Raw genomic sequence first — 13,737 nt, forward strand, 5'->3', positions numbered from 1 at the left:
CAAACCTCTATAAACTCTCAAGCCAAGCTTCATCACGAATGGTTATGCCCAACTCTTGAGCCTTTGTTAATTTACTTCCTGCATCTGCTCCGGCAACGACTAGACTTGTTTTCTTAGAGACCGAGCTCGTCACCTTTGCACCTAAACTTTCTAATTTCTTTTTCGCCTCTGAACGATTGAGACGCTCCAATTTTCCTGTTAAAACAACGGTCAATCCAGAAAGCGCTGCATCTGCTGCCACTTTTTCGCCAAGGTAAGTGAAATTTAACCCCGCTTCTTTTAATTCCGACAATAAAATATGAGTTCCTTCTTGTGCGAAATAGCTAGAAAGACTCTCAGCAATCACCATTCCTAGACTATCCAGCGCAGCAATTTCTTCTTTTTCTGCTTTTGCTAATTGCTCCAAATCATGAAAATGCTCTAGCAAAATCTGACTGGCTTTACTTCCAACATGGCGAATGCCCAAGCCAAATAATAATTTCTCGGCAGAATTTTCCTTAGAAGTCTGAATAGCAGTATACAACTTATTAGCTGATTTTTCCTTAAAATTTTCCAATTGCAGCAAATCTTCAACAGTCAAGCGATAAATGCCAGCCACATCATTTACCAACTGCTGATCAAATAACTTTTCTACAACAGCAGGACCAAGACCTGTGATATTCATGGCATCGCGACTAGCAAAATGAATCAAGCCTTCTTTGATTTGTGCAGGACAACGTGGATTGATACAGCGTAAAGCAACCTCATCTTCAAAGTGAATCAACTCGCTGTTGCAACTTGGACAATTCTTTGGAATCTCCAATTTCTCTTCTGATTGGCGCTTACTTTCAACCACTTGCAAAACAGCTGGAATGATGTCACCTGCTTTGTAAACGATGACCGTATCGCCTTTGCGAATGTCCTTTTCAGCAATGTAATCCACATTGTGCAAAGTAGCTCGGCTGACCGTTGTCCCCGCTAATTGCACAGGCGCCAAGTTGGCGGTTGGCGTAACAACTCCAGTCCGTCCAACTGTCCAGTCAACTGATAAAAGCTGCGCTTCTTTTTCTTCAGCTGGGAATTTGTAAGCAATCGCCCATTTTGGTGCTTTTACAGTAAAACCGAGTTCTTCCTGCATAACCAAATCATTTACCTTGATTACAACACCGTCAATATCATACGGTAACTGGTCGCGTTCTTGAGTGATTTGTCCAATAAACTGCCACACTTCATCCATCGAATGTGCTAAAATATGCCGCTCATTCACACTGAAGCCATTTTTAGATAACTGATTTAAAACAGCTTCTTGGCTCGTCACACTTGTCGGACTGGCTTCTTGATAGAGAAAGGTTGCAAGATTACGTTTGGCTACAATTGCCGTATCCAACTGGCGTAACGTTCCTGCCGCTGCATTTCTCGGATTAGCAAATTCTGGTTCTCCGTTTTCCTGACGTAGCTGATTCACCGCATCAAAAGAGCTACGTGGCATATAACATTCACCACGAACAGTCATATCAACTTCGCTTGGCAACTTTAAAGGAATATCTTTCACTCTTTTCAAATTTTCTGTGATATTTTCCCCGACAGAACCGTCTCCGCGAGTCGCTCCTGCAACTAAAATCCCCTTTTCATACATGAGAGAAATAGAGAGGCCGTCAATTTTTAGTTCACATAGATAGCTAACATCTGGAAAATCTTTCCGAATCCGTGTATCAAATGCATCTAACTCTTCACGTGAAAAAGCATCCTGCAAACTATAGAGCGGATACTGGTGTTGGTATTTTTCAAAACCTTCTAAAACCTTACCTCCCACACGATGAGTTGGGCTATCAGGCTGAACGAACTCTGGATACTGCTTTTCTAAATCTAATAATTCATGATACAACTTATCATATTCACTATCCGATACGCTTGGATTATCGGTGGTATAATATTCATGAGCATACTGATTGAGCAGCTTCACCAGTTCTAACATTCTGTCTTTCATATTTCTATTTTATCATAATTCATGCGTTTCTACAGCATTCTTACCTATATTCTTTACAAAAAATTAGACAAAAATGTAAAATAGCAGAAAAATAATCTTCATCACATCAAATATGATAAATTTCAAAAATTTAATTGATTAAAATACATAAAAGAAGTAAAATATACTATAAATAAAAAAGCTAGGAGAATTGTTAGTATGAATATTACAATTGCAGGTGTCGGTGCCATGGGTAGCCGCTTTGCTCTGATGTTGCATCGAGCAGGACATAAAGTGACTTTAGTAGATGGCTGGGAAGAACATGTCACAGCTATTCAAAAAGATGGTTTACAAGCGAACTTAAACGGCGAAGAAGTTGTTGCCAAGTTGCCCATCTATTTGCAAAGTCAAGTAGATCCAAGTTTATCTAATGACTTAATTATTCTATTTACGAAAGCTATGCAGCTAGAAGCGATGTTAGCAGATATTCAACCTTTGATACATGATGATACAGCTGTTCTCTGCCTATTAAATGGGATTGGTCACGAAGAAGTCATTGAAAAATATGTCCCAAGAAATCAAATTATGATTGGAAACACCATGTGGACTGCTGGTATGGAAAAACCTGGACGTGCAAAATTATTCGGAAACGGCTCAATCGCTTTGAAGAATTTAGTCGCAGATCCAAAAGCTGCACAAGTAGCTTATAAAGTCATTGAAACCTTGAATTCTGCTGGATTAAATGCGCAATATACAGAAAATATCTTATATGCCATTTATAAAAAAGCCTGTGTCAACGGAACGATGAATAGTTTGTGTACCCTTTTGCTTGCTAATATGGCAGACTTTGGAGACACTACTCCTGCACATGCTATCGTTGAAAAGATTGTGAGTGAGTTTGCAGCAGTTGCAAAACACGAAAATGTAGACTTGAATGTCACAGAAACCGTGGACTATATTGAAAAGAACTGCTATAATCGCGATACAATTGGCTTGCATTATCCTTCCATGTATCAAGATTTGAACGAGCACAATCGTTTGACAGAAATTGATTATATCAACGGAGCTATTGCACGAAAGGGACAACAATATGGTGTAGACACGCCATACTGTGCCCTTATAACCGAACTCGTTCACTGTAAAGAACAATTACTTGGTGCCAAATAACATCAAACTTGCAATAGATTTTACTATTGATTATGCTTCTTGCTCATTGGAAATGACTCATTTCTGTCATTCATGAAATATAAAAAAACATGCTGAGAAATCCCTTGGCATGTTTTGTTGATATGTTATCTTCCTAAATCAATCCGTTTATTTAGCTTATCCATTAAGATTCCACCAATAATGAGTGAAGCAAACTCTCCTACCGCTGTCGTAAACCAAGTCAAGAAAAACGGTGCTTTAGCGACAAGATACAATTCAGCTGCAATGGTCACCATAGAAAGTGAAAAGAAAATCGCAAAATAAAAGAAAGCTTTATTGATCAGTCCATTAAACAAGTATTCATTCATGTATTTTCTAAAGAAATACACACCTAAGCTCAAAAAGACCAAAGTTGAGCCACCACCGACAAAGACATCGATGATTCCAAAGCTAAATAAATTTGCAATCATACAACCCAGGGTGACTCCGATGATGTACTTAGGTTTATAAAAAGCCATAAAGTTCATCATTTCAGAAATCCGAAATTGGTAGGCACCATAGCTAATAGCATTCAAGGGCGGTGTCATTGTTAGTGCGATATAAATCGCAGCAACAAGAGCAATCTGAGCCATATCACGAACAGTAATTTTTTCCATGTTTTCTCCTTTAGCGGCCAAACCGCGTGTAATATGCTTGGCGAAAGGGAACTAAGCACCAAGGGCTGCATTGACAAAACGAATACAGCTTTTCAAGTATAGCATATTTTTTTCAAATATGATAGACTAAATCTATGAAAAATTATATAAAACGCTTTTTCGATAACGAAATCTTATCCTATTTGTTTTTTGGTGTTGCTACAACTGCTGTTGCAGTTCTTACACGTATGCTTTGTTATGCTTTCACGAGTAATGAATTACTTTCTACAGCGATAGGCAATATCGCTGGAATCCTTTTTGCTTTTGCGACAAATGACACGATTGTTTTTAAGCAACAAAGAAAAGGCTGGGACGCTCGTTTTGTCAAATTTGCTCTTGCGCGACTTTCCACTTTTCTGTTGGACATGGGGCTCACATTCATTTTTGTCACAACATTTCCTAGCATTATTGGTCAATTTGTCCACAATGACATCAAAGCAGTTAATACCATTGAAACCTTATTTGCTCAAATTGTTATTATTGTGCTCAATTATGTTTTTAGTAAAGTCTTTGTATTTAAAAATAAATCAACGAATTAAAAAGACAAACCTACCTCAATGGTGGTTTGTCTGCAATTTCAAAGAGCTTTAAGGCTCTTTTTTTCTTAAATGTCTACACTTGGATTGTCAATTGTTAGATGAGTGATTTCTCCTTTGACTCCAAAATAATCTTCAACCAAACTTTGCAATTCCTGCATAGCCGCTTGCGCGCGTTTGGCTTGATCTTCATTGATAGCCTCGATGACTAGTACTGCGTCCGTTGTGCCTTCAGTCAGCATTGTCCGTTGCGCTTCCCGCCAGTTAAAGCAGCGACAAACCGCTCCTTCATTATCATAATAGATAATCTCTTCTGGAAGAGCTGGTGCATCCGTCTCTGCACCAAGTGGAAAGAAGGGTTCGCCTCCTTGCGCTTTTCCAAGATGCAACCCTCCTTGAATCTTAGCAACATCTTCACCACCACAAGGAACGGCATAGGAAAGTGATACACTATTATAAATATCCACCAATGGATTGATTGGATTGAACTCACGACCTTGACTTACCCTTTTTAAAAGAGCTTCAATAGAAGAACGCGCACCTTTTTTAGTTTTAAACTTACTAAAAGCACCACGCCATTCTTGAATCACGTCATTTTGCGTAAAGGTTTCATCTACGATAAAATCTTCTGCACGCTTGCTTCCCTTGTCTAACAAAGATTTAAAATAAGGGTCTTTGCTTTCGTCAACGCTATTATCCAAACCTTTAACAACCATAATGCTAATTTGCGCTTGAGGGAATAATTCCCAAAATTCATTTTCAACTGTGACTTTCATTTTACACCTCTCAATAATTTCTTTTTTGTCCTTTTTTAACCAATTCCCAATCATCAGTAATATTCTGTCGCACCTTTGCTAACATATCTTCTAACATTTGGGCGTCTTCTTTTGAAAATCCTGTCAAAGCTTGCTGCTCAGAATAAATGTGCTCTGCTAAGATAAACGGATAAAGTTTTTTTCCTGTATCCGTCGCAAAAAGCTCTTTATTTTTTAAATTTCCAGCTGCACTTCTTCTTTCAATCAAACCTTTATTCTCTAATTTTTTGACGGAGCGAGCAACGGTTGACCGATCAACTTTCAGCAAATCCGAAAGTTCTTCTTGAATAATACCGGGATTTTCTACGATACGAACCAAATAAAGATACTGCCCTTTGGCCAAATCAACATGGCGAAATTCAATATTCGCCATTGAATCCAACGCTCGGGCGATAATACCAAATCTCTCGCAAAATCGTCATATTGCCTCCTTAAGCAATATTTTGCCACATTTTATTGCAAATGCAATAAAATAACCACAAAAAAAGAAGTTTCATTTGAACTTCTCTTTATTTTTTATAAGTCTCGTTGTCAGTTGTTTGTGTCTCGTTTCAAATTCTTTTTCGTGACATCCTTGGTAACTTGCATTTAAGATTGCCCCAATAATCATAATTTGGGCAATGAAGGTAAACCAAATCATGACGACGACAACAAAAATGGAACTAAAAAATCGAACATCCATTAAGTGATTTACATAAGTGTCCAAATAAACAGAAAATAAATTTAACAATACCCCAATCGTAAAAACTACAAAAATCGTTCCTGGCAGAACATAGCGGATTTTCCTGATTTTTACATTGGGTAAAAAGTAATAAAGCATCAGTAAAGAAAGAAACAGCAAGGTGTAAATAGTCGGCTGGGTCATTCTTTGTAAACTGGCATATAGTTGATCGTCAAACTCCCAAAAGCTATGAAGCAAGCGAAGCGACATTCTCCCAAACATTGTCAGTAAAAGAGACAAGGCAAAGAGAAATTGCAACCCCAAGCTAATGACTAAACTAAATAATCTATGTGATATCAGACCTCTATCTTTTGCAACACCATAAGCTTTATTAAATGCTTTTTGTAAAAATGACATTGATTGTGAAAATGCCCATAGAGCCGAAAGGATGGAAAAACTCAACAAGCCAGAAGAAGGCTGAGTTAGCAAATTTCGGGTAATCTTTGCAACGACTTCATACAGCGATTCAGGCAGAACATCTTCCATTGCTTCCAAAAATTCTGCTATCGGAATTTGAAAATAAGGCAATATATTCACAACAATCAATAGCAACGGAAAAATCGAAATCAGCAAATAATATGCCACCGCAATGCTTGTCAAATCAATCTCTGATGCTTGATAAAATTTAAAAAAGGATTGTAAAAACGGGTTCTGTCCAATCTTAGAAACAAACTTTTTCATCTCGTCTCCTACTAGAATACAGAGCAAAAAGCCCCTTTCCATTCTTATTTTTAATAAGTTCCTTCTTCTCCTTGGCTGGTTAAGATAACAGGACCATCTTTGGTAATCACAAATTGATGTTCGTATTGACAAGAAAGTCCACCGTCCAGCGTTTTGTGAGCCCAACCCGTCTCAAAATCTGTGTCAATCTCCCAAGTACCTGTTGAAATCATCGGCTCAATTGTCAAAACCATGCCTTCACGAAGACGCAATCCGCGTCCAGCGCGTCCGTAATGAGGCACCATTGGCTCTTCGTGCATAGTTGGTCCAACACCGTGTCCTACCAAGTCACGAACAACACCATAGCCATGACTTTCCGCATACTCTTGAATCGCTGCACCAATGTCACCAATTCGATTGCCAACTTGAGCAGCCTCAATTCCACGATAAAGGCATTCTTTTGTCACGTCCATCAGTTGGTGCACTTCTTCACTCGCTTGACCAACTGCATAAGCCCAGCAAGAATCTGCAACACCTCCACGGAAATTTTCTGTATAGTGTTTCATTTGTTCTACGTTGTTGAAATCGAGTTTAGAAACATCTAACTCAGCTTTATCAACTAAGCCAACGACCATATCTACTTTGATTAAGTCACCTTCAACTAATTTTTGGTGGCGTGGAAAAGCATGTGCCACTTCGTCATTCAATGAGCAGCAAGTGGCATAAGGGTAGTCCATGATGCTCCCTTCTACACCAATTTGAAGCGGAAGAGCATTATCTTCCTGACAACGTCTGCGGACGTATTCTTCAATTTCCCACATGTCAATACCTGGCTTAATCAAATCCCTTAAACCGATATGAATACTGGCGAGAAATGCACCGCTTTTTTCCATTAAATCAATTTCACGTTGTGATTTTAAAGTTATCATTCTTTCTCCTTAATATCTGAGGTATTAATTTATTTTTACTGTAATTGTTGCTTTTGCAACCAGTTGAAGTTTTAGGTAAATATCGTAATCCAAAATAGCAGAATGCCGTGTTTGTCGGACAATTCTTGGTCGAAGCGTCAAAGTTTCATCAATCTGAACAGCTTGCAAGAAATAAATCATCATCTGCTCAATAATAATATTTTTCTTGCCAGATGTCATGTATTGATGTGTTGCTGTCGTTAAAATCTCTGTTAGAATCCCGTTAGATAAAACACCGTTACTTTCTAACATAAAAGGTTCCACAACAAAAGAAAATTCATTGTTGATATGACGAAGTTTTTGAGAGACTTGGTCACTAAAAGTCGGTAGGCTGGAGATTTGTTCCCGACTCATTTTTTCCATGACATCGCGACGCGTAATGACTCCAAGAAGAGTTTGATTGCTCCGAATGACTGGCACCATTTCAAAGTCTTCTGTAATCATGCGCTGGCTAACATTGGCAATGCTGGTGTTTAAAGTAACGGCATAGATATTTTTTGTCATAACTTTGTCCAAAATAGTGTGAGGAGACTTGTCACCAGTATCACGCATAGTCACCACGCCAACGACCATATTATGCTGATTAACAACAGGAAAACGACTGCTACGGTTTTTCCGAACCAAATCCATAAAATCACGAACGGTATCTGTATCTTTTAAGAAACCATACTCATGACTACCACGATAAACCTGTTCCACGGTTAAAATATCTGTTTTGATCTGCATGTTGGATAGAGCACGATTGATAATCGTTGCAACTGTAAAGGTATCATGTTGGGATCTTAGAACAGGAATGCTTAAGCGGTTCGCCAATTTTAAAACATCAGAACTCACTTCTAAGCCACCCGTCACTAAAACAGCATTTTCATGCTTCAAAGCCAATAACTGAATACGGGTGCGGTCTCCAATAATCAAGAGACCTCCTTCCGTTAAGTAACGCAAAAGATTCTTCTCGGTCATTGCCCCGATTGAGAATTTACTGAATTCCTTTTCAAGTCCGTCTTGACCAGCTAAGACTTCTGATCTCGTAATTTCAGCAATTTCTTTAAATGTTAAGTGCTCCAGCTCTACTTTGGGAGATTTTACGCGAATCGTGCCGCTACGAGGACGTGTTTCTACCAATCCACGATTTTCAGCTTCTTTAATCGCACGATAAGCAGTCCCCTCGCTTACTCCTAAATAATTGGAAATACTGCGTACACTAACACGCTTTCCTACTGGTAATTCTTCCAAATAAGCGATAATTTCTTGATGTTTACTCATGAAAGTCTCCTTTTTCATAGCAAAACTCTAAATAATCCCGCATTTTACGTGTATAACGGTCGCTCCCCTTGAACTGCCGCCTACAAGAAAATCCTGTCTTCTCGGCAACTCTTTGGCTGGCTTTGTTTTCCAGATGAGTTATAATATAAAGTCGCTTCAAATCAAACTGTGTAAATGCCAAATAAACAATATTTTTGACGCACTCAGTCATCAGACCATGTCCCCAATAATCATGCCGAAGAAAATAACCAAGCTCTGCTTCGCCCTTGATTTCGTCTATCTTTTCAAATTTGATAGATCCGATCATTTTCTCAGAAGCTTTATCACAAATCGCCCAAATTCCAAGAGGATGTTTCATAAAATAATTAGCCAATACATGTTGGCTTTCTTGTAAATTAGCCTGCACAGGAAAAATGAAGCGTAGATTTTCAGGATTGGAGGCAATTTTATAAAAATCTTCACTATCCATAAAGGAAAATGGACGTAATACTAAATGTTCTGTTTCTATAAAGGCGAATTCCGCCAATTTTGTCCACAAATTCATATCTTACCTCTAAAGATAAGACCCAGTTGGTACGCCAACTGGGCTATTTCACCTCATCATGTCAACGTTGTTTCGAATCTATTCTTCGACAAGCTGAATATCTGCTCCTAAACTCGTCAACTTTTCAATAATATTTGAATAACCTCGTAAAATAAATTCTACATTTGTAATTTCGGTTTTTCCATGAGCTAGCAAGCCTGCAATTACAAGAGCTGCTCCTGCCCGCAAATCAGTCGCTTTGACCGCTGCACCTTGCAATTGATTAGGCCCTTCATAAACAATATGATTGGTACTCGTTGAAATCTTTCCTGCCATTTTTGCTAACTCAGGGACATGATTTACTCGCTTTTCATAAATCGTATCAATAATTAAGCCACGTCCTTTAGCTGTCAACAAAAGTGGCGTAATAGGCTGTTGCAAGTCTGTAGCAAAGCCTGGATAAGGAGCCGTCTTAATATTGATTGCTTTCAAATCATGTTGCTTTTCGACATACACACTATCTTCAGAAACAGTCATGCGGACTCCCATTTCTTCTAATTTCGCAATAAAGCCTTCTAAGTGTTCATAAAGGACATTGTTGATTTGCACACCTTCACCAATTGCAGCAGCCATTGAGATATAAGTTCCTGCTTCAATTCGATCTGGAATGACTTGATGACGAGTACCATGAAGTTTGTCAACACCTTCAATGACAATAATATCCGTACCAGCTCCTCGAATGTGTGCTCCCATATTATTCAAAAGTGTTGCTACATCAATGATTTCAGGCTCACGAGCCGCATTTTCAATAACGGTGCGCCCTTTTGCTTTTACTGCTGCAAGCATGGTGTTAATGGTAGCTCCGACACTTACTGTATCCATGTAAATACTAGCTCCATGAAGCCGCTCGCCACCTGTCGAAAGGTTCATGGAATTTCCCTCATAGGTCATGGTAGCCCCCATAGCTTCAAAAGCTTTGATATGCAAATCAATCGGTCGAGGTCCCAAATCACAGCCACCAGGCAAGCCAACTGTTGCTTCGCCATAGCGTCCAAGCAAACTGCCATAAAAGTAATAAGAAGCACGCAAGCTATTGATTTTACCATAAGGCATAGGCATATTTTTTATCCCACGAGGATCAATTTTCAGCGTATCGTCTTGGCGCTCAACAGTAGCTCCCATAGCTTCCATAATGTCAATCAAACTCACAACATCGGAAATATCTGGCACACAGTCCAATGTCACGATTTCATCGGATAAAATTGTTGCCGGAATTAAAGCGACTACGCTATTTTTAGCACCACTAATAGTCACCTCTCCTTTTAAGGGGCGACCACCATTAATTACAATTTTTTTCATTTTTAGCTCTTTCAAGGAATTTATAATCAAATATACTGCACTTTATTATAACACAGTTTCTGTGAAAATCCTATCCTTTTAAAGAAATCTCTTTTAACTTGTTATTCTTGTTATATAATGATTACAAAACTCTTTTATTTTGGTGGCATTCTAAAAAGAGCGGGACAAAAATCAATTTTGTCCCGCTCCTCAAAATGATAACTAGATCCGACAATCTAGGGAACTGCTGGAGTTTGCAGATAACACTAATATAATCGGCACAAATAAATACGTTTTAAGTCAGATTGCAACTGCGGCTGATTATAAAATGCCTCATAAAAAATTTATAAACAAGAGACTTGTATCCTAACTTCTTCTTTATTTTGCAACAACTGCTTTCAAAGCATCTACTTTATCAAGTTTTTCCCACGGCAGGTCAATATCTGTACGTCCCATGTGCCCATAGGCAGCAGTCTGACGGTAAATTGGTCGTTTCAAATCAAGCATTTGAATAATACCCGCTGGACGAAGATCAAAGATTTGTCGAACTGCTTCTTGAATCTTGCTTTCTGAAACTGTACCTGTGCCAAAAGTATCAATGCGGACTGATACTGGATGTGCGACTCCGATAGCATAGGCTAGCTGAACTTCTGTTTTCTTAGCTAATCCTGCTGCAACAATATTCTTGGCAATATAACGCGCTGCATAAGAAGCGGAACGATCGACTTTTGTGGCGTCTTTTCCAGAGAAAGCCCCACCTCCGTGGCGTGCATAACCGCCATATGTATCAACGATAATTTTACGTCCAGTTAAACCAGAATCTCCTTGAGGTCCGCCAATAACAAAGCGACCAGTTGGATTGATGAAAAACTTACTTTTTTCATCTAAATACTCTGCTGGAACCACTTCTTTAATCACCTTTTCAATCACATCTTGATGAATCTGCTCATTGCTTACTTCTGGGTCATGTTGAGTGGAAATAACAACAGTATCCACACGTATAGGTTTGTCGTTTGCATCGTATTCAACCGTTACTTGAGATTTTGCATCCGGACGAAGATAGGAAATTTCTCCAGATTTGCGAAGCTCTGCTAAACGACGGACTAATTTGTGACTGAGAGAAATAGGCAACGGCATTAGTTCAGGTGTTTCATCTACAGCAAAACCAAACATCAGCCCCTGATCACCGGCACCAATCAAATCAAGCGGATCTTGTTCAGCATTTCCACGAATTTCAAGGGCTTCATTTACCCCTTGAGCAATATCTGGTGATTGCTCAACAAGCGACGGATGCACCCCCACCGTTTCTGCTGAAAAACCATATTCAGCTTTTGTATAACCAATCTCTGCAATTGTATCGCGAACTATGCGGTTAATATCCACATAAGCATTGGTAGAGATTTCCCCAAAAACATGGACAGAGCCTGTATAGACAGCTGTCTCAGCAGCCACATGAGCTTCTGGATCCTGCTCCAAGATAGCATCTAAAATAGCATCTGAAATTTGGTCTGCAATCTTATCTGGATGTCCTTCAGATACAGATTCAGACGTGAAAAGTTTACGTTCTGACATATTCATGTCCCCCTTTTAATGAAATATTCCCTCCTAAAAATTCTATTATTGCTAGGAAGTTACTTGAAAATCTGTAAACAGACTTACGTTAAAAAGTTACAAAGCACTAGTCTCTATGGTTAATATTTAACCTTTGACTACCTTTTCGGGACTATTTTAACTTCTCTATTGTATCATTTTTTATCCTAATAAACAGAAAATTTTCTAAAAATTATAAGAAATTTAAAATACAATAAGGTTGAAAAACACTTCCAACCTTATGCTTGTTATGATGATTTGCTTCCATAGACAATTTGCCCATCACAGATCGTATAGTGAACAACACCTTTTAATTTTTCACCGATAAATGGTGAATTAGCCGCTTTTGAGGCGAAATCTTCTGTTATCATGCGTTCGGCATTTGCATCAAAAATCGTGAGATCGGCTGGACCATTCTCAGCAAGATAGCCCGCTTCAAAATCATAGAGTTGCGCTGGGTTAATTGTCATTTTTTCCAGCAACTGCATGAGTGTCAAATGACCTGCTTCCACCAAATAAGTCAAACCAAGCGAAAGTGACGTTTCTAGACCTGTCATACCAGACGGTGCTTTGGTGATGTCTTTTGCATTCTTTTCATCAGCGTGATGAGGTGCATGGTCTGTCGCAATGACTGAAATAACTCCAGACTTAAGTCCTTCAATGACAGCTAAACGATCTGATTCCAAACGAAGTGGCGGGTTCATTTTGGCATTGCTACCTTTTAACAACAATAGCTCTTCTGTCTTAGAAAAATGCTGGGGCGCTGCTTCTGCTGTTACGTGAGTGTCCAATCGCTGAGCGAATTCCACGACTTTCACACTTTCTGCTTTTGATAAATGCTGGATATGAATATGAGTATTGGTTGCATGAGCAATCATCACGTCACGCGCAATCATACTATATTCAGCGACCCCAGTCGCACCGCAAAATCCAAAATGTTCTTTGGCAATCTGTTCATTAAATCCAAGGATACCATTGAGTTCTGGATCCTCTTCGTGAAGGCAGATAAATGTACCATTTTTGTCAGCTTCTTCCAAAGCTTCGCGTACCACTTTTGTACTTTTTAATGGAATTCCGTCATCTGAAAAACCAATAGCTCCCGCTTCCAAAAGCGCTTTGAAATCTGTCAAATGCTGTCCATCAAAATTCTTTGTAATGGTCGCGACAGACTTAATATGAATGTTTTCACGATGGGCAGATTCTATTACTTCTTTCAACGTCTCTACTGTTGAAATCGTTGGAGTGGTATTTGCCATCATGACAACCGTTGTAAATCCACCCGCTGCCGCAGCTAAAGCACCCGTATGAATGTCTTCTTTATGCGTCTGACCAGGTTCACGAAAATGAACATGAATATCAATCAGCCCTGGCGCTACCACCAATCCAGTCGCATCAATCACCCGAGCATTTTCTGCCTTCAAATCCTGACCAATTTGAAGAATTTTTTTATCCTGAACTAGGACATCGCAAACCTTATCAAAACCAGATTTTGGATCCATAACGCGACCATTTTTAATTAACAACATGCACTTTTCTC

12 protein-coding genes, 1 pseudogene and 1 riboswitch are annotated in these 13,737 nt (G+C 39.0%); of the genes and pseudogenes, 2 read left to right on the forward strand and 11 right to left on the reverse strand.

What is annotated here, in order from left to right:
- Positions 1–7: 7 nt before the first annotated feature.
- Positions 8–1,966, reverse strand: a complete 1,959-nt coding sequence (gene ligA / locus HMPREF2984_RS03615) for an NAD-dependent DNA ligase LigA (protein WP_049533975.1) — start codon at positions 1,964–1,966, stop codon at positions 8–10.
- 198 nt (positions 1,967–2,164) lie between these two features.
- On the opposite strand from ligA, the gene HMPREF2984_RS03620 reads away from it, so the two are divergent.
- Complete coding sequence (locus tag HMPREF2984_RS03620; protein ID WP_049533973.1) at positions 2,165–3,112, forward strand: 2-dehydropantoate 2-reductase; 948 nt, start codon at positions 2,165–2,167, stop codon at positions 3,110–3,112.
- A 125-nt stretch (positions 3,113–3,237) separates the two neighbouring features.
- Here the strand turns inward: HMPREF2984_RS03620 and HMPREF2984_RS03625 are convergent, their stop codons facing one another.
- Positions 3,238–3,747, reverse strand: a complete 510-nt coding sequence (locus tag HMPREF2984_RS03625) for a QueT transporter family protein (RefSeq protein ID WP_049533971.1) — start codon at positions 3,745–3,747, stop codon at positions 3,238–3,240.
- Positions 3,745–3,853, reverse strand: a riboswitch (PreQ1 riboswitch). Its footprint overlaps the gene before it by 3 nt.
- A 28-nt stretch (positions 3,854–3,881) precedes the next feature.
- Between HMPREF2984_RS03625 and HMPREF2984_RS03630 the strand changes: the two genes are divergently transcribed.
- Positions 3,882–4,325, forward strand: a complete 444-nt coding sequence (locus HMPREF2984_RS03630; RefSeq protein ID WP_049533969.1) for a GtrA family protein — start codon at positions 3,882–3,884, stop codon at positions 4,323–4,325.
- A 65-nt stretch (positions 4,326–4,390) separates the two neighbouring features.
- Here the strand turns inward: HMPREF2984_RS03630 and HMPREF2984_RS03635 are convergent, their stop codons facing one another.
- The 9 genes and pseudogenes from HMPREF2984_RS03635 to HMPREF2984_RS03675 form a co-directional block, all read right to left on the reverse strand.
- Complete coding sequence (locus tag HMPREF2984_RS03635) at positions 4,391–5,098, reverse strand: B3/B4 domain-containing protein (RefSeq protein ID WP_049534082.1); 708 nt, start codon at positions 5,096–5,098, stop codon at positions 4,391–4,393.
- A gap of 10 nt (positions 5,099–5,108) precedes the next feature.
- A pseudogene (locus HMPREF2984_RS03640) lies at positions 5,109–5,559 on the reverse strand (MarR family winged helix-turn-helix transcriptional regulator).
- 71 nt (positions 5,560–5,630) lie between these two features.
- Positions 5,631–6,539 (reverse strand): YihY/virulence factor BrkB family protein, encoded by a 909-nt coding sequence (locus HMPREF2984_RS03645; protein WP_070670523.1) that lies wholly within the window; start codon positions 6,537–6,539, stop codon positions 5,631–5,633.
- A 50-nt stretch (positions 6,540–6,589) separates the two neighbouring features.
- Entirely contained in the window at positions 6,590–7,447 is an 858-nt protein-coding gene (locus tag HMPREF2984_RS03650) for a methionyl aminopeptidase (protein ID WP_049533967.1), read from the reverse strand.
- Positions 7,448–7,471: 24 nt separating this feature from the next.
- Positions 7,472–8,749 (reverse strand): CBS-HotDog domain-containing transcription factor SpxR, encoded by a 1,278-nt coding sequence (gene spxR / locus HMPREF2984_RS03655; RefSeq protein ID WP_059220694.1) that lies wholly within the window; start codon positions 8,747–8,749, stop codon positions 7,472–7,474.
- A complete protein-coding gene (locus HMPREF2984_RS03660; RefSeq protein ID WP_049533965.1) occupies positions 8,742–9,293 on the reverse strand; it encodes a GNAT family N-acetyltransferase in 552 nt (183 codons plus the stop codon). Before HMPREF2984_RS03660 ends, spxR begins: the two co-directional genes overlap by 8 nt.
- Before the next feature lie 78 nt (positions 9,294–9,371).
- Positions 9,372–10,631, reverse strand: a complete 1,260-nt coding sequence (locus HMPREF2984_RS03665; RefSeq protein ID WP_049533963.1) for a UDP-N-acetylglucosamine 1-carboxyvinyltransferase — start codon at positions 10,629–10,631, stop codon at positions 9,372–9,374.
- A 357-nt stretch (positions 10,632–10,988) separates the two neighbouring features.
- Positions 10,989–12,182, reverse strand: coding sequence for a methionine adenosyltransferase (gene metK / locus HMPREF2984_RS03670; RefSeq protein ID WP_022525427.1), 1,194 nt, complete (start codon positions 12,180–12,182; stop codon positions 10,989–10,991).
- Between the two features lie 266 nt (positions 12,183–12,448).
- Positions 12,449–13,726 carry a dihydroorotase gene (locus HMPREF2984_RS03675; RefSeq protein ID WP_070670526.1) on the reverse strand — a complete coding sequence of 426 codons (1,278 nt, stop codon included), beginning with the start codon at positions 13,724–13,726 and terminating at the stop codon, positions 12,449–12,451.
- Between the last annotated feature and the right edge of the window lie 11 nt (positions 13,727–13,737).

It is taken from the genome of Streptococcus sp. HMSC066E07 (genome assembly GCF_001814695.1).
Taxonomy (GTDB): Bacteria; Bacillota; Bacilli; order Lactobacillales; family Streptococcaceae; genus Streptococcus; species Streptococcus hominis.